General features: G+C 64.9%; 15 protein-coding genes. 9 read left to right on the top strand and 6 right to left on the bottom strand.

Annotated elements, in window-relative coordinates; all coding sequences use genetic code 11:
* Positions 1–151 precede the first annotated feature (151 nt).
* Both AC0IPL_RS04895 and AC0IPL_RS04890 read right to left on the bottom strand, forming a co-directional pair.
* Positions 152–1,525 carry an L-serine ammonia-lyase gene (locus AC0IPL_RS04895; protein ID WP_474272525.1) on the bottom strand — a complete coding sequence of 458 codons (1,374 nt, stop codon included), beginning with the start codon at positions 1,523–1,525 and terminating at the stop codon, positions 152–154.
* On the bottom strand, positions 1,525–2,232 hold the full coding sequence (locus tag AC0IPL_RS04890; protein WP_474272524.1) for a glutathione S-transferase family protein: 708 nt from the start codon (positions 2,230–2,232) through the stop codon (positions 1,525–1,527). Before AC0IPL_RS04890 ends, AC0IPL_RS04895 begins: the two co-directional genes overlap by 1 nt.
* A 247-nt stretch (positions 2,233–2,479) precedes the next feature.
* Between AC0IPL_RS04890 and rpiA the strand changes: the two genes are divergently transcribed.
* The 6 genes from rpiA to AC0IPL_RS04860 all read left to right on the top strand — a co-directional run bounded on the left by rpiA (position 2,480) and on the right by AC0IPL_RS04860 (position 8,869).
* On the top strand, positions 2,480–3,268 hold the full coding sequence (gene rpiA, locus AC0IPL_RS04885; RefSeq protein ID WP_474272523.1) for a ribose-5-phosphate isomerase RpiA: 789 nt from the start codon (positions 2,480–2,482) through the stop codon (positions 3,266–3,268).
* Positions 3,269–3,525: 257 nt separating this feature from the next.
* Positions 3,526–4,881, top strand: coding sequence for a glutathione-disulfide reductase (gor, locus tag AC0IPL_RS04880; protein WP_474272522.1), 1,356 nt, complete (start codon positions 3,526–3,528; stop codon positions 4,879–4,881).
* A gap of 78 nt (positions 4,882–4,959) precedes the next feature.
* A complete protein-coding gene (hflK, locus tag AC0IPL_RS04875; protein ID WP_474272521.1) occupies positions 4,960–6,117 on the top strand; it encodes an FtsH protease activity modulator HflK in 1,158 nt (385 codons plus the stop codon).
* Positions 6,117–6,998: a protease modulator HflC gene (hflC, locus tag AC0IPL_RS04870; protein WP_474272520.1), complete on the top strand. Its 882-nt coding sequence runs from the start codon at positions 6,117–6,119 to the stop codon at positions 6,996–6,998. Before hflK ends, hflC begins: the two co-directional genes overlap by 1 nt.
* Complete coding sequence (locus AC0IPL_RS04865) at positions 6,998–7,192, top strand: DUF2065 family protein (protein ID WP_474272519.1); 195 nt, start codon at positions 6,998–7,000, stop codon at positions 7,190–7,192. The genes hflC and AC0IPL_RS04865 overlap by 1 nt, the downstream gene beginning before the upstream one ends.
* 273 nt (positions 7,193–7,465) lie before the next feature.
* Positions 7,466–8,869 carry a Do family serine endopeptidase gene (locus AC0IPL_RS04860; protein ID WP_474272591.1) on the top strand — a complete coding sequence of 468 codons (1,404 nt, stop codon included), beginning with the start codon at positions 7,466–7,468 and terminating at the stop codon, positions 8,867–8,869.
* Positions 8,870–9,167: 298 nt separating this feature from the next.
* Here AC0IPL_RS04860 and AC0IPL_RS04855 read toward each other — a convergent pair whose 3' ends face one another.
* The 3 genes from AC0IPL_RS04855 to AC0IPL_RS04845 form a co-directional block, all read right to left on the bottom strand.
* Positions 9,168–9,836, bottom strand: a complete 669-nt coding sequence (locus AC0IPL_RS04855; protein ID WP_474272518.1) for a Crp/Fnr family transcriptional regulator — start codon at positions 9,834–9,836, stop codon at positions 9,168–9,170.
* Between the two features lie 111 nt (positions 9,837–9,947).
* Positions 9,948–10,490, bottom strand: a complete 543-nt coding sequence (locus AC0IPL_RS04850) for a peptidoglycan-binding domain-containing protein (protein WP_474272517.1) — start codon at positions 10,488–10,490, stop codon at positions 9,948–9,950.
* Positions 10,491–10,537: 47 nt separating this feature from the next.
* Positions 10,538–10,984, bottom strand: a complete 447-nt coding sequence (locus AC0IPL_RS04845; protein ID WP_474272516.1) for an OB-fold nucleic acid binding domain-containing protein — start codon at positions 10,982–10,984, stop codon at positions 10,538–10,540.
* A 160-nt stretch (positions 10,985–11,144) separates the two neighbouring features.
* On the opposite strand from AC0IPL_RS04845, the gene AC0IPL_RS04840 reads away from it, so the two are divergent.
* The 3 genes from AC0IPL_RS04840 (at position 11,145) to AC0IPL_RS04830 (ending at position 14,201) form a co-directional block, all read left to right on the top strand.
* Positions 11,145–11,468 carry a 2Fe-2S iron-sulfur cluster-binding protein gene (locus tag AC0IPL_RS04840; RefSeq protein ID WP_474272515.1) on the top strand — a complete coding sequence of 108 codons (324 nt, stop codon included), beginning with the start codon at positions 11,145–11,147 and terminating at the stop codon, positions 11,466–11,468.
* Positions 11,468–12,256, top strand: a complete 789-nt coding sequence (locus tag AC0IPL_RS04835) for a VCBS repeat-containing protein (protein ID WP_474272514.1) — start codon at positions 11,468–11,470, stop codon at positions 12,254–12,256. The genes AC0IPL_RS04840 and AC0IPL_RS04835 overlap by 1 nt, the downstream gene beginning before the upstream one ends.
* A 223-nt stretch (positions 12,257–12,479) precedes the next feature.
* Positions 12,480–14,201 carry a DUF1217 domain-containing protein gene (locus AC0IPL_RS04830; protein ID WP_474272513.1) on the top strand — a complete coding sequence of 574 codons (1,722 nt, stop codon included), beginning with the start codon at positions 12,480–12,482 and terminating at the stop codon, positions 14,199–14,201.
* Positions 14,202–14,346: 145 nt separating this feature from the next.
* Here the strand turns inward: AC0IPL_RS04830 and purD are convergent, their stop codons facing one another.
* Complete coding sequence (gene purD / locus AC0IPL_RS04825; protein ID WP_474272512.1) at positions 14,347–15,609, bottom strand: phosphoribosylamine--glycine ligase; 1,263 nt, start codon at positions 15,607–15,609, stop codon at positions 14,347–14,349.
* Positions 15,610–15,682 lie beyond the last annotated feature (73 nt).

Raw genomic sequence — 15,682 nt, 5'->3', positions numbered from 1 at the left:
CGTGCAGGGGGATGCAAGGGGAGGTTGCGATAAGTTCTGGGGAGTGGCGCGCAGCGCCACGCCCCGCGCCTGACCTTCCCCCCGGGATGGTGAGGCGCGCCCTCCCAAGATCAGGCGCGAGGCTTGTGTCGTGTGACTGTGCGGCGTCGCGTCAACAGTTCGGCACGTTCACGGCCAGTCCGCCGAGCGAGGTTTCCTTGTACTTTTCGTGCATGTCCTCGCCGGTCTGGCGCATGGTCTCGATCACCGCATCCAGCGGCACGAAGTGCTGACCGTCGCCGCGCAGCGCCAATGACGCCGCCGAGACCGCCTTGATCGCGGCCAGCCCGTTGCGTTCGATGCAGGGCACCTGCACCAGGCCTTTGACCGGATCGCAGGTCATGCCGAGGTGATGTTCCAGCGCGATTTCAGCCGCGTTTTCAACCTGTTCCGGCGTGCCGCCCATCACGGCGCACAAGCCTGCTGCGGACATGGCGGCGGCAGAGCCGACCTCCGCCTGGCAGCCGGCCTCAGCGCCGGAGATGGAGGCGTTGTATTTCACAAGGCCCGCAATGGCGGCGGCGGTCAGCAGGAAATCCTCGACGTGGGATTCGGAGGCGCCCGGCACATGGTCGAGATAATAGCGGATGACTGCCGGCAGGGTCCCGGCCGCGCCATTGGTCGGCGCAGTGACCACCTGACCGCCGGCCGCGTTTTCCTCGTTCACCGCCATGGCATAGACGCTCATCCAGTCGTTGATGGTGTGCGGTGCGTTCTGGTTGTTGCCGCGCTCTGCCATCAGGGCCTCGTAAATGCCCTTGGCGCGACGGCGCACGTTCAAGCCGCCGGGCAGGATGCCATCGCGTTCCAGCCCGCGGTTGATGCAGTCGTTCATCACTTGCCAGATGCGGGCGGTGCCCTTGGACAGGCTTTCGGAGCAGCCGCGGGCGATCTCGTTGGCGCGTTTCATCTCGGCGATCGATTTGCCGCTGGCTTTGGCCATCTCCAGCATCTCGGCGGCGGATTTGAACGGGTAGGGCACCGGCGCGCCCTCATCCGTGGCCTTGCCTGCGGCAAGCTCTTCCTCGGTGACGACAAAGCCGCCGCCGATGGAATAGAACACCTGTCGCAGGATCACGTCGCCCTGCGCATCGGTGGCCATCAGCACCATGCCGTTGGCGTGGCCGGGCAGGGTGGTATCGTAATCGAAGATCATGTCGGTCTTGGGGTCGAAGCGCAGCGGGTTCAGCCCCTCGGGCTGCATGCTGCGGGTCTCGGCCAATGCGGCCAGGAAGGCCTCGGCCTTTTCGTCGTCGTAATCTTCGGGGGTGAAACCGCCAAGGCCGAGAATGGTGGCGCGGTCGGTGGCGTGGCCCACCCCGGTGAAGGCCAGCGAGCCATGCAGCGAGGCGCGCAGCCCGTGAAATTCAAAGGGCGAGGCGCGCATCATGTCGAGAAAGCGCGCAGCGGCCACCATCGGGCCCATGGTGTGCGAGGACGACGGGCCGATGCCGACCTTGAACATGTCGAAGACAGAGAGAAACATCAGGTGGCTGATCCTTCTGGGGGATTGGCGTGAGTGGGATTTGTGAACGGGTGCGCGCCAAGGCCTTCGGCCTGTTGCGCGCAGGCCACGGCGGGGCGGCTTTCCAGCCCGGCACACAGCCGTTGCAGCGCCGGATAGGCGGCAAGATCGAACCAGCTGCGGTCGCTGTCCGCCGGATAGAGCGCCATCCAGCGCAGCAGACAGGCCAGGTAGCAGTCCAGCACCGAGGGCAGCGGGGCGCCCAGCCATGCAGGCCGCTCGGCGGCGGCGTGGTCGAGGCTGGTCAGGTGCTGATGCAGCCGCTGGCGCAGCGTCGCTTGCAGCTGGGTCTGATGGGGCTGGGCGGCGCCGATGTATGTGCCGGGATAGAACAGCATGCGCAGATCCGCGTGCAGCGTGTTGGAGGCAAAGAACAGCCATTTCAGAAAGGCGGCGCGCTGGGGGCTGTCGGGGGCGGGCGCCATGGCGCTGTGGCGGTCAGCCAGCCAAAGCAGGATCGCGGCGGTTTCAAACAGCGGCCCGTCCGGGGTTTCCAGCACCGGGATCAGCCCGCCGGGGTTCAGCGCGCGGTAGGCCGCACTGTCCTGTGCCCGCGCACGGCGGTCGACCAGCACCGTTTCATACGGCAGGGCCATCTCCTCCAGCGCCAGGCGGATCACCAGCGAGGCGTTGTCAGGAGCGTAGTGCAGGCGATAGGTGGCAGTCATGGCTGTGGGTGCGGTCCGTTGGTCATGCCGCAGGGATATGTCGTAAACTGCGGGTCGGCGTGGTCATTTCCGGCGTTTCCAATAGGAAACCCGCCTTATCTGTTACATCGTCTGTCCGGTCAGGGCCAGTGGCCGCGCAGGCGGCGGCGAAAACGGAACAGATCAGCCACCCGCACGCGGCCTCTCGCCTGTGGCGGGCAAAGCCGGTATAACGCCGCCAAGGACGATAACCGGGGAGCAAAGGCCGATGAACGGGGAACTGTCACCCATCGACAAGGCGAAATTCGTGGCCGCCAAACGGGCGGCCGGCATGGTCGAGGACGGCATGCGGGTCGGTCTGGGCACCGGCTCCACCGCTGCCTGGCTGGTGCGCTGTCTCGGTGAGATGGTGCGCGAGGACGGGCTGCGGATCACCGCGGTGCCGACCTCCAGCCGCACCGCGGCACTGGCGCGGGATGTGGGCATCAAGGTGGTGTCGCTGGACGAGGCCAAATGGCTGGACATCACCATCGACGGCGCGGATGAGTTCGACGCCGACCTGAACCTGATCAAGGGCGGCGGCGGCGCGCATTTGCAGGAAAAGATCGTCGCCACCGCCTCGGACCAGATGGTGGTGATTGCTGACGCCAGTAAATCGGTGGAGCGTCTGGGCGCCTTCCCACTGCCGCTGGAGGTGCTGCCGTTCGGCTGGCAGAGCAGCCAGGTGCTGATCGAGGAGACGCTGGTGTCGATGGATGTGATGGGGCGCACGACGACGCTGCGGATGAACGGGGACGCGCCTTTCGTGACGGATGAAGGCAATTACATCCTGGATCTGCACCTCAACCGCATTGGCAATCCGCGCCAGCTGGCGCTGGTGCTGAACCAGATCCCCGGGGTGATCGAGAACGGGCTGTTCATCGATATCTGCGACACGGTGGTGATCGGCCATGGCGACGGCCGCGTCGAGGTGCGCGACATCAACGCGGGCACGGTGGAGAAGGACAAGCTGGAGTTTGCCGAGGAAGACAATCTGTTTGCCGATCTGGCGGAGTGACGCGCAGTTGTGAATGCGCCGTCGGGGCCGAAGGCCGGGCAGTGACCGTTGCGCCCACAGGCGGGCACTTCGTTTTCGCCTCCCGGACAGCCATTGCCCTCTGCGCCCGACAGCGCCGCGGGTCCATTCGCCTCACACTCTCGTGCAAATCCGCTGCAAAAGGTTGAAAGCCGCGCAATAACGCCCACTTGCGCATATGGCGTTTGGTGGTCCGTTATGGGATACACCTGCACAGGACATGCAAAGGGCAGAACTTCATGAGCTTTGATTACGATCTGTTTGTCATCGGTGGCGGTTCCGGCGGGGTGCGCGCGGCGCGCGTCGCAGCACAGGAGGGCGCCAAGGTGGCGCTGGCCGAGGAAGACCGCTATGGCGGCACCTGCGTGATCCGCGGCTGCGTGCCGAAAAAGCTGATGGTCTTTGCCAGCGAATATTCCAGCATGGTGGAGGACGCGCAGGCCTATGGCTGGGACATCCAGGCGGGCGGCTTTGACTGGGATGCCTTCAAGACCAAGTTGCATGGCGAGCTGGACCGTTTGGAAGGCATCTACCGCAACCTGCTGAAGAACAGCGGCGTCGAGACCTTCGACAGCCGCGCCAAGCTGGCCGATGCCCACACCGTTGAGCTGGCCGACGGCACCCGCAAGTCCGCCAAGCACATTCTGGTGGCGACCGGCGGCTGGCCCTCTGTGCCGGAATTTCCGGGCTCGGAACTGGCGATCACCTCGAATGAGATCTTCCATCTGGACAAGCTGCCCGAAAGCATCCTGATCGTCGGCGGCGGCTATATCGCCAGCGAATTTGCCGGCATCCTGAACGGGCTGGGCGTCAATACCACGCAGTTTTACCGCGGCGCGCAGATCCTGCGCGGCTTTGACGACGAGGCGCGCGGGTTGATCTCCGAAGAAATGTGCAACGCTGGCATTGATGTCCACCTGGGCACCAACGTGCTGGAGATGCGCAAGGAAGGCGACCAGATCTGGGTGAAATCCACCAATGGTCAGGAACGCCTGTTCGACAAGGTGATGTATGCCACCGGTCGCCATCCCAATGCCGATAACCTCGGGCTGGAGGAGGTCGGCGTGGAGCGCGGCCGCAAGGGGGAGATCGTCGTGGATGAATACAGTCAGACCTCGGTGCCGTCGGTCTATGCGATTGGCGATGTAACCGACCGGGTGCAGCTGACACCGGTGGCGATCCGCGAGGCAATGGCCTTTGTCGAGACCGTGTTCAAGGGCAATCCCACCAGTCCCGACCACGATCTGATCCCGACGGCGATTTTCACCCAGCCGGAGATGGGCACAATCGGCCTGACCGAGGAAAAGGCATCCGAGCAGGAGCCGGTGGAGGTCTACGCGACGTCGTTCAAACCGATGCAGCAGGCCTTTGCGGGCCGTGCCCAACGGGTGCTGATGAAGCTGATCGTGTCCAAGGCCAGCCGCAAGGTGCTGGGCTGCCATATTGTCGCACCGTCGGCAGGCGAGATGATCCAGCTGGCGGGAATCGCCGTAAAGATGGGTGCGACCAAAGAAGATTTCGACCGCACGGTTGCGGTGCATCCGACAATGTCGGAAGAGTTGGTAACACTGAAAACACCGGTCCGCAGCACCTGAGCGCGGGCTGGCAACAGTTGAACACACATGCCGCGCCCCGTGAAGACACGGGCGGGGCAGCAAACGGATAGGAGACAGATGGCTGGCAATAGCGGTGGCCCATGGGGGGGCGGTGGTTCCTCTGGTGGCGGAGGAGGCAATCGGGGTAACAATGGCGGTAACAACGGCGGCGGCGGTGGCCGCAAGCCGGAAGATCCCCAGATCCCCGAGATCGATGAGCTGGTCAAGAAAGGCCAGGAACAGCTGCGCGTCCTGATGGGCGGACGCGGCGGTTCCGGCGGTGGCCGGGGTGGTCGCGGCGGTGGTGCCGGTGGCGGTGCGCCGCTGTTTACCAAGGGCACGCTGGGTCTGGCCGCGGTGGCGGCGGTGGTCCTGTGGGGCTTTGCAAGTGTCTATACCGTCAAGCCGGAAGAACAATCGGTGGAGCTGTTCCTGGGCGAATACATGGAAACCGGCCAGCCGGGTCTGAACTTTGCGCCCTGGCCGCTGGTCAGCTATGAGGTGATCCCGGTGCGGGTCGAGCAGACCGAAAACATCGGCTCCGGTGCACGGATCGGCGAGGCCGGGCTGATGCTGACCGGCGATGAAAACATCATCGACGTGGATTTCCAGGTGGTTTGGAACGTCTCCGACCCCGCGAAATACCTGTTCAACCTGGCCAATCCGCGCAGCACAATCAATGCGGTGTCGGAATCCGCCATGCGCGAGATCATCGCCCAGTCCGAGCTGGCACCGATCCTGAACCGCGACCGTGGGGCCATCACCGCCCGGCTGGAAGAACTGATCCAGTCGACGCTCGACAGCTACAACAGTGGTGTGAACATCGTCCGGGTGAACTTTGACGGTGCCGATCCGCCAGAGCCGGTCAAGGACGCCTTCCGCGAAGTGCAGTCCGCCGGCCAAGAGCGTGACCGACTGGAAAAGCAGGCTGATGCCTATGCCAACCGCAAGCTGGCAGGCGCCCGCGGCCAAGCCGCGCAGACGCTGGAAGAGGCCGAGGCCTACCGCGCTCAGGTGGTGAACGAAGCCCAGGGTGAGGCCAGTCGCTTCAGCGCAGTTCTGGGGGAATACCAGAAAGCGCCAGAAGTGACCCGTAAACGCCTTTATCTGGAGACTATGGAACAAGTGCTGAGCGGAGTGGACAAGATCATCCTGGATGACACCACCGGCGAAGGTGGCCAGGCCGTCGTGCCTTATCTGCCGCTCAATGAACTGCGCCGGACGGAGGATAACTGATGCGGAAATCTACTCTTATTCTGCCGGTCCTGGTGATTGCGGCAATTGCCGCACTGTCAGCGATCTTCATCGTGGACGAACGGGAAAAGGCCCTGGTCCTGCGCTTCGGCCGGGTGGTCGACGTCAAGGAAACCCCGGGCTTGGCGTTCAAACTGCCAGTGGTGGATAACGTGGTTCGCTACGACGACCGCATCCTGAGCCTGGAAGTGGGGCCGCTGGAAGTCACGCCGCTGGACGACCGCCGCCTCATCGTGGATGCGTTCTCGCGCTACCGCATCGCCAATGTGGATACCTTCCGTCAGGCGGTCGGCGGGGGCGGCATCGCCGCCGCGGAATCGCGCCTCGACAAGATCATGCGGGCCCAGACCCGCGAGGTGCTGGGGTCGGTCAGCTCCAATGATATCCTGTCCTCGGACCGGGCCGCGCTGATGCTGCGCATCCGCAACGGAGCAATCACCCAGGCCCGGCAGCTGGGGCTGGAAGTGATTGATGTGCGGCTGAAGCGCACCGATCTGCCGCAGGCCAACCTCGAGGCGACCTTTGCCCGGATGCGCGCCGAGCGCGAGCGGGAAGCGGCGGACGAGATTGCCCGTGGTGAAGAAGCCGCGCAGCGTGTCCGTGCCCAGGCCGACCGGACCGAGGTCGAGCTGGTGTCGGAAGCCGAGCGTGAAGCCGAGGTTATCCGTGGTGAAGCCGACGCAGAGCGCAACGCGATCTTTGCTGAGGCCTATGGCGCGGATCCGGAGTTCTTTGAATTCTACCGCAGCCTCAACGCCTATGTCGGCGCCTTGCAGGGGAACAATTCCTCGATGGTGCTGTCGCCGGATTCCGATTTCTTCAACTACCTGAAATCGTCTGACGGCAAGGCGGCTGGCCAGTAATGGGGTTCATCCTCCTGGCCCTCGGGTTGGTATTGATTGCAGAGGGGCTGGTGTACGCACTGGCCCCTTCGCTTGTGGAGCGGCTGCTGGAAATGCTGCGCGCTCTGCGCGAGGATCAGCGCCGCAACGCCGGGCTTGCGGCACTGGCGTTGGGGCTGATTCTGGTCTGGCTGGCCCTGCGCATCGGGGTTTGAGCGCTCGTGCGGCCGAGCCGGGGCGGCGGGGCGCGGGAAAACCGCTCACAGACAGTTGATCGGCTGCAACATTTGTTGCGAGGTTGGTGTAAGTTCCTACATTGGTCCCACACGAGTCCTGCGGGGCCGGGCGAATGTTGCCCTGGCACGGACGGGACGCAGGTTCGAGAAATGACAAGGAGTAATTCCGTGCAGCCAAAGGCAAGTGTAACTTATGGCAAGGCGAGCGGGCGGGGGGCGTTGGTGCGCTTGGCTGCGCTGGCCGTTCTCAGCATGGCGGTGCTGCTGATGCAGGCCGTCACCGCGCTGGCCCGACCCGAAAGCCTGGCGCCGCTGGCTGACCGGGTCAGCCCGGCCGTGGTCAACATCACCACCACCACCGTGGTCGAGGGGCGCACCGGCCCGCAGGGCATCGTTCCCGAAGGCTCTCCGTTCGAGGATTTCTTCCGCGAGTTTCAGGATCGCAACAGCAATGGGGCGCCGCCGCGCCGGTCCTCCGCGCTGGGATCGGGTTTCGTGATTTCCGAGGATGGCTATATCGTCACCAACAATCACGTGATCGAAGGCGCGGACGAGATCGAGATCGAGTTCTTTCCGGGGAAGGGGCAGCCCAAGGAGCTGGTGCCGGCCAAGGTGATCGGCACCGATCCCAACACCGACATTGCGCTGCTGAAGGTCGAGGCGTCGATGCCGTTGAAATTCGTCAAGTTCGGCGACAGCGACACCGCCCGCGTTGGCGACTGGGTGGTTGCGATGGGCAACCCGCTGGGGCAGGGATTCTCGCTGTCGGCGGGGATCGTTTCGGCGCGCAACCGCGAGCTGTCCGGTTCCTATGACGACTACATCCAGACCGATGCGGCGATCAACCGGGGCAACTCCGGCGGGCCGCTGTTCAACATGGACGGCGACGTGGTTGGCGTGAACACCGCGATCCTGTCGCCCAATGGCGGCTCCATCGGCATCGGCTTTTCGATGGCCTCCAACGTGGTGGTCAAGGTGGTCGAGCAGCTGAAGGAATACGGCGAGACCCGCCGGGGCTGGCTGGGCGTGAAGATCCAGGATGTGGATGGCGATCTGGCGGAGGCGATTGGCCTTGAAAAGGTCCGTGGCGCGCTGGTGACAGATGTGCCGGAAGGTCCGGCCAAGGAAGCGGGCGTGCTGGCCGGTGACGTGATCGTCAGCTTTGACGGGGTTGATGTGCAGGACACCCGCGCCCTGGTGCGCCAGGTTGGCAACGCGGAGGTCGGCAAGACCGTGCGGGTGGTGGTCTACCGCGAGGGCAAGACCGAGACCCTGCGGGTGACGCTGGGCCGCCGTGAGGACGCCGAACGCGGCTCGTCCCGCCCCGATGACAATGGCAGCACACCGGATACGTCCGAGACCGAGGTTCTGGGGCTGACTGTCGGCGTGCTGACCGATCAGATGCGCGGCGAGCTGGGCGTGGCAGACGACGTGCAGGGGCTGGCGATCCTGTCGGTGGATGAATCCTCCGAAGCCTGGGAAAAAGGCCTGCGCGCGGGCGATGTGATCACCGAGGCGGGCCAGCAGAAGGTCGCCGCGATTGCAGAGCTGGAAGAGCGCGTGGCCGAGGCCGAGGAAGCTGGCCGCAAGTCGCTGCTGTTGCTGGTGCGCCGTGCTGGCGAGCCGCGGTTTGTGGCGCTGAACCTGGGCGATTGATCCGCCGCGCCAATGTCAGGCGCATGCATGAGAAGGCCGGGCTCAATGCCCGGCCTTTTTTCGTGCCCCTGCGCTGGGCGTGAATGCCTGCAAACTGCGTCGGGGGCAGGACGGAAAAAAGAGCCATGTGCTGGCGGGCACATGGCTCTTGCGGGGATCGGCAGCCATTGGGATGGAACGGATAATGACTGCCTGTGCGGCGGTTATGTCAGTGCCGATGACGGGCTTCTGTAACCGGGATTACAGAACACGCAAAATTGCCGTCGGTGGGCAGACATTTGACCACCTTGCAGGCGGGTCAAATCGATTCCGGTTCCGCCAGCACCGCCAGCGCGGTGCGATCAAGTATTTGCACGCCGCCGCGGCTGATGCTGACCAGCCCGTTGCGCTTCCAGCTGGCCAGCGTCTTGGACACGGCCTCGCGGGTGGCGCCGACAAATTCCGCCAGCTCCGCCTGCGACAGCGATACCCGGCCGTCGCTGGTTTCAGGCGCCAGATACATCAGCTTCCGCGCGAGGCGCACCGGCATCGGCAGAAACACCTGCTCGTTGAGTTGGTTGTTCATCCAGCGCATGCGCTGCCCGGCCAGACGCAGCAGGTCGGCGGCGAGATCGGGATGGCGGCGGATCTGTTCCAGTACATCGCCGCTGCGCAGCCGCAGCACCAGGCTGGGTTCGGTGGCGATGGCGGTGGCCGTGCGCTCGCCCGGATCGAACAGGGTGATTTCGCCAAACACCGCGCCGGGGCGGATCATGTCCAGCGACAGTTTGCGACCGGAAGCGGACAGAACCGAAAGTTCAAGGGAGCCTTCGACGATGGCGTAAAGCGCATCTCCCGGATCGCCCTGTTCGAACAGTATCTCGCCGGAGTGCAGCCGGATCTCGCTGGCCTGACTCTCCAGCATGCGCCTGAGCGGGCCGGACGCGCCGGACAGGAAACCTGTGTCGGGCAGGCGGGTCTTCAGCATGTGTTGGTTCCATCCCTCTGGGGCGGGCACGGGGTGTCCCGTCTTGTCGTGACCATAACAGAACGGAGATCGGCGGAAAACCGCACATCTGCGGCGGCGCTGGTCCTGCGTCTAGCCCGCCACAGCCACCAGCCCCAGCTTGCGCGCGGAGACCAGCGACAGGGTGCCGCTGTCCAGCCCCAGCGGCGCCTGGTAGCGTTGCACGGCGAGGCGGGTGGCGCGATCCATGCGTCCGTGGACCGGGCCGCGGTACAGCCCGCGTACGGTCAGGGCGCGCTGGAGGGTGCGGATGAAGGCGGGGGTCATCATCTGCGGGCAGGGGATTTCGATCCAATGCGTACGGCGCGGGGTGACGATTTCCTGGCTAGTCTCTGTGCGAAAGCGGGCGGGGCGGGTGATCCGGCCGCTGACGTCCAGCTGCGCCGGTTCGGCCAGCACCTGGCGGGTGCTGGTCTCGACCACGGCGGGGGTGGTGTGACGGCTCCAGCAGCTGTCGGGCGGTGCGCCGGCCGGGGCATAGCGTCCGCTGTGCGCCATCTCGCCAGCCGAGGGCGCAGGCATGCAGGCGGCCAGCAGGGTCAACGCCGACGCCAGGGACGCCAGTCGCGCCGCAGCCCGGATCCGACGGGAGCTGTTGAATTCGGATGGGATCATGCCCTGGTGCCTCGGCCCGTGGGGGGCGCTGTTGATTTGGCGGCAGGTTAGCCCACATCCGCGGGCGGCGCAAAGGCGGGATCATCCTCGCGGCTCTGTTCCGCCAGCAACAGGTCCAGCATCGGTGAGATGTCCTCGACGTTCTCGGCGATCACATGGCTGACGGAATGGGCCCGCTGCAACCGCCCGGTGACGCGCAGCAGCCGCCCGGAGATCACCGCCCGGCGAAAAGCCTCGTAGATGTTGCGCCAGACGATCACATTGACCACGCCGGTCTCATCCTCAAGCGTGACAAAGATCACCCCCTTGGCGGTGCCGGGGCGCTGGCGCAGGATCACCAGCCCGGCCACGGTGACGCGGGCATCCTGGGGCGGGTCTGCCAGCCGGGCGGCAGGCAGGGCGTGCGGCGGCCGTGGCCAGGGGGGCACGGCAGGCGCGGGCGGCGAGTCGTGTGCGGGGCTGGCCAAAGCGGAGAGAGAGCGCGGTGCGGACATTGGGGAGCGGCCTGGCGGCAGGGGAGGGATTGGAACAAAGGTAGAACATGTCGACTGGGAAGTCCAGCCGTGGCGGCCTGTGGCGCAATTGGGGCTGGCACCGCTGCGGGGGCTTGGCTACACAGTCCTGCAAGTACCGGAAAAGGGAAGAGAGCTGCAAATGGCAAAGATCACTTACATCGAGCACAACGGCACCGAACATGTGGTGGATGTGGCCAACGGGCTGACCGTGATGGAAGGCGCGCGTGACAACAACATCCCCGGCATCGAGGCCGATTGCGGCGGTGCCTGTGCCTGTTCGACCTGCCATGTGTATATCGCACCGGACTGGGTGGAAAAGCTGCCCGCCAAGGACGACATGGAAGAGGACATGCTGGATTTCGCCTTTGAGCCGGACCCGGCGCGCTCAAGGCTGACCTGCCAGATCAAGGTGACCGACGCACTGGACGGGCTGGTCGTGCAGATGCCCGAAAAGCAGATCTGATGCCCGCGGGGGCGGTGGCGCGGCGTCTGCCCTGGCGCCAGCGGCCCCGCTGTACCCGCCGCGCGCGGGGGCTGGTGTGCCTGTGGCTGGCCGGGCTGGCGCCTGCGGCCCCGGTTGCGGCAGAGATCCTGTCGGCCCGGTATGTCGCGCCCACGGCAGCCTATGGCCATGGGGTGCTGCCCGGCGGTGAATACGCCGGGCTGGAGGTCCAGCTCAGCGGCGGTCGGCGGATTGCGGCCACGGCCACGCGTGCTGTCTACGAGGACACCGCGCCGCGGCTGGCAGATCTGGACAGTGACGGCACGCCCGAGGTGATCACAGTAATTTCCTATTTCGACACCGGCGCTGCGTTGCGCATCTGGGATGAGGTCGCCAATGCGGATCACCCGTCGGGCAGCACCGTGGCGGTGATCGCGGAAACACCGCCCATTGGCCAGCCCTTCCGCTGGCTGGCCCCCATTGGCGCGGCGGATCTGGATGGCGACGGGCATGTCGAGATCGCCTATGTCGACCGGCCGCATCTGGCCAGGACCCTGCGCATCTGGCGGTTTCGGGACGGCAAGCTGACCGAGGTGGCCAGCCGCGCGGGGCTCAGCAATCACCGCATTGGCGATGCGGCAATCACCTCGGGTATCCGGGACTGCGGTGCGGGCGCGGAACTGGTGGTGCCCAGCGGCGACTGGCGACGGATCCAGGGGCTTAGCCTGCGCGACGGGGAGATCCGCAGCCAGGACCTGGGGCCGTTCCGGCCGGATATCGGGCTGCGGCAGGCACTGCACTGCCAGTGACGCGCCACCGCGCCGCGCCCGGGCGCGGCGCCGGGCCCAACGGGCACGGGCCATCGATAGATGGGTGCGGCCCGGCGGGAGCCCCCGGATGCCGCAAATGGCGCAGCCACCTGAGCCCAACACTGCGCCGCCGTTTGCGATTTCTTCACCACCTTGGCGTAGCGTGATCCCTGATCAGACCCCGGCGGCCGCTGGCCCGGACCGGAATCACAGGAGACTGCGCGTGAGTTTTACACCCTATGTGCTGGGCACCGGGATCAGCGGATGGACTTTCCTGCAGCGGACCCGCGACCAACAACAGGAGGTTTTCGAGAAATCTCCTGTGATGAACCGCGAGGTGGAGGATTTCAGCCAGCGGATCACCACGGTTGAAAACGCCGATGAACTGCTGGATGACTACAACCTTTTGAAGGTGACGCTGGGCGCCTTTGGCCTGGATGAGGATATCGGCAACCGCGCCTATCTGAAGCAGGTTCTGGAGTCGGACATCAATGATTCCACATCCTTTGTGAACCGGCTGAACGACACCCGCTATCTGGCGCTGGCCACCACTTTTGGCTTTGGCAGCGATGACGGGCCACAGCTGCCGAGCGCGCGCGCGGGCTCAGAGTTTGTCGGCATCACCACGCCGGACGATTTGCTGTCCAATGGCACGCTGCTGCGCAAGGCGTTGGAGAACGTCGGGCTGGAGGGGATGGAGAACAATCAGTTCTTCCTGCAGAAGGTGCTGGAGTCGGACCTGAATGACCCGGAGTCCTTTGCCAACAAGCTGAGCAATCCGAAATTCGCCGATTTTGCCGCCCAGTTCAATTTTGCCGCACCGCCGGTTTATGACAACAGCATCCAGTCGCTGCTGGCTGAATACGGCAAACATCCCGATGGTCTGGCCAGCGCCGAAGATCTGCTGGCGGACGAACAGCTGCTGAACGCGGTGGTCGAAACCTTCGATCTGGAGAGCACCAACCCGGACTTCCTGTTGCGGGTGTTCAACTCGGACACCACCGATCCGGACTCTTTTGTGAACCAGTTGGAGGACACGCGTTACCGCACCGCGTCGGAGGCTTTCGGCTTTGGCTGGCCTGACATCAATACCTTCACCAGCCCGGACCAATTGCTGCACAACCCGGACCTGCTGGCGCATTCGCTGGACCTGTTCTATGTCAGCGACCGGGGCGAGGATTACCTGCGCCAAGTGCTGGAATCGGACCTGGACGATCCGAATTCTTTCGTCAATCAGACTGAGAACCTTGCCTATCGCGACTTTGCCGACGCATTTCAGAACGGTTGGCCTGAGCATGTCAGCAAGTTGGACATTTTCGTGCAGGAGATCGGCGACAAGGCACCCGATCTGACCGAGGCGCGGGAACTGGTTTATGATCTCGATCTGTTCGCAGCGACGCTGGACCTGTTCGGCCAAAGCCGCCGCGAGGATGATTTCGACACCGTCATCAAGGCGATGGATTCCGATCTGTCAGACGAGATTTCCTTTATCAACCTGCACTACGACACCGGGCTGCGGGCGATGACAGAGGCGTTTTCCTTTAACAAGGGGGATCCCGGGCTGCTCTACCCGGAAGGCTTCGCGTCGGAGCTGGTGGAACTTTACCAAGACCGCCAGTTCGAGATTCAGATTGGCGAGTCCGATTCCAACATGCGACTGGCGTTGGCCTTTGAGCGCGAGATGCAGGGTGTTGTGGACGCGGGCGGCAGCGAGGATGCCCATTGGTACAACATCATGGGCTCGCCGCCGCTGCGCACGGTGTTCGAGACGGCGCTGGCGCTGCCGTCAGGCTTTGCCCAATTGGACATTGAACGCCAGTTGGTCGAGCTGAGGGATCGCTCGTACTCGGCCTTCGGCACCACCCACCCGGCGGATTATCTGGAAACCGATCTGATGGACCAGTTCCGCCGCCGGTTCCTGATGCTGAGCGAGCTGAACCTCTGATGATCCAGTAGCGGGTCCGCCCGGCGGTGCCGGTGCGGGCGCCGCCCGCCCAGAACCCGACGCGCAGACCCGCGGCCAAGCCCGCGAAGGCGGCTGCGCCAGGCCGCCGACACGCGGCCGGCCCGGTTGCCACAGTCGGCGGAGATCAGAGCGCACGCCAGCCGATGTCGCGGCGGAAAAAGCCTTGCGGCCAGTCAACGCCATCCACCATGTCATAGGCCCGGTCGCGGGCTTCCTGCAGGGTGGCGCCGCGGGCGGTGACATTCAGCACCCGGCCGCCAATGGCCAGGATCTTGCCGCCCTCGGCCTTGGTGCCTGCGTGAAATACCATGTTGCTGCTGTCCTCGGGCAGTGCGTCCAGCCCCCTGATCTCGGTGCCTTTTTCGTAAGCGCCCGGATAGCCTTCGGCGGCCAGTACGACGGTGATCGCATGGTCGTCGGCCCAGTTTACCTGCGCCTCGGCCAGACGACCCTGGGCGGCAGCGTGCATCAGGTCCAGCGCCTGTGCGCCGAGCCGCATCATCAGCACCTGGCATTCAGGATCGCCAAAGCGGACGTTGTATTCCACCAGCCGCGGTTGGCCGTCCTTGATCATCAGACCGGCGTAGAGCACCCCTTGATAGGGCATGCCGCGCTCGGCCATCACCCGCATCGTGGGCTTCACGATCTCTTCCATCGCCTTTGCCTCGATCTCTGCCGACAGCACCGGGGCCGGGGAATAGGCGCCCATGCCACCTGTGTTGGGGCCGGTGTCGCCTTCGCCCACCCGTTTGTGGTCCTGCGCCGAGCCGATGGCCAGCACGTCCTCGCCATCGACCAGCACAAACAGGGAGGCTTCTTCGCCTTCCATGAACTCTTCGATCACCACCTCGGCGCCGGCCCCGCCGAAGGCCCCGCCGAACATGTCGTCAATGGCGGCGAGGGCCTCGTCCTCGCTCATTGCAATGATGACGCCCTTGCCGGCCGCCAGCCCGTCCGCCTTGACCACGGTGGGGGTGCCGGTTGCGCGCACATGTGCCTTGGCGGCTTCGGCGTCGGTGAAGTGGCCGTAGGCGGCGGTGGGGGCACCGGCCGCATCGCAGACCTCTTTGGTGAAGCTCTTGGAAGCTTCGAGCCTGGCTGCCGCCTCGGACGGGCCGAACACCAGGATACCGGCGGCGCGCAGTCGGTCGGCGACACCCGCGGCCAGCGGGGCCTCGGGGCCGATGATGACGAAATCGATGGCGTTTTCCTCTGCGAAACTCGCCACGGCGGTGCCATTTTCGATGTCCAGCGCGGCGCAATCGGCGATCTGCGCTATCCCTGCGTTGCCCGGCGCCACGATCAGTTTGTCGCATTTGGGATTCTGCATCACGGCCCAGGCCAGTGCATGTTCACGCCCGCCGCTGCCGAGGATAAGGATGTTCATTGGCGCATTCTCCGATCTGCCTGAGCCCTGAGGCTCCCCGGCGTCAGCCGGGGCTTGCCTTGCTTGCCGCGGG

It is taken from the genome of Leisingera sp. SA32 (assembly GCF_056033425.1).
This window is presented reverse-complemented; position numbering and strand designations above follow the sequence as displayed.

Coding starts and splice junctions, on each gene's coding strand:
- AC0IPL_RS04860 (WP_474272591.1), top strand. CDS start 7,466: ATGGCGGTGCTGCTGATGCAGGCCGTCACCGCGCTGGCCCGACCCGAA.
- AC0IPL_RS04890 (WP_474272524.1), bottom strand. CDS start 2,232: ATGACTGCCACCTATCGCCTGCACTACGCTCCTGACAACGCCTCGCTG.
- AC0IPL_RS04845 (WP_474272516.1), bottom strand. CDS start 10,984: ATGTCCGCACCGCGCTCTCTCTCCGCTTTGGCCAGCCCCGCACACGAC.
- AC0IPL_RS04895 (WP_474272525.1), bottom strand. CDS start 1,525: ATGTTTCTCTCTGTCTTCGACATGTTCAAGGTCGGCATCGGCCCGTCG.
- AC0IPL_RS04840 (WP_474272515.1), top strand. CDS start 11,145: ATGGCAAAGATCACTTACATCGAGCACAACGGCACCGAACATGTGGTG.
- AC0IPL_RS04835 (WP_474272514.1), top strand. CDS start 11,468: ATGCCCGCGGGGGCGGTGGCGCGGCGTCTGCCCTGGCGCCAGCGGCCC.
- AC0IPL_RS04850 (WP_474272517.1), bottom strand. CDS start 10,490: ATGATCCCATCCGAATTCAACAGCTCCCGTCGGATCCGGGCTGCGGCG.
- AC0IPL_RS04865 (WP_474272519.1), top strand. CDS start 6,998: ATGGGGTTCATCCTCCTGGCCCTCGGGTTGGTATTGATTGCAGAGGGG.
- gor (WP_474272522.1), top strand. CDS start 3,526: ATGAGCTTTGATTACGATCTGTTTGTCATCGGTGGCGGTTCCGGCGGG.
- hflC (WP_474272520.1), top strand. CDS start 6,117: ATGCGGAAATCTACTCTTATTCTGCCGGTCCTGGTGATTGCGGCAATT.
- AC0IPL_RS04855 (WP_474272518.1), bottom strand. CDS start 9,836: ATGCTGAAGACCCGCCTGCCCGACACAGGTTTCCTGTCCGGCGCGTCC.
- rpiA (WP_474272523.1), top strand. CDS start 2,480: ATGAACGGGGAACTGTCACCCATCGACAAGGCGAAATTCGTGGCCGCC.
- purD (WP_474272512.1), bottom strand. CDS start 15,609: ATGAACATCCTTATCCTCGGCAGCGGCGGGCGTGAACATGCACTGGCC.
- hflK (WP_474272521.1), top strand. CDS start 4,960: ATGGCTGGCAATAGCGGTGGCCCATGGGGGGGCGGTGGTTCCTCTGGT.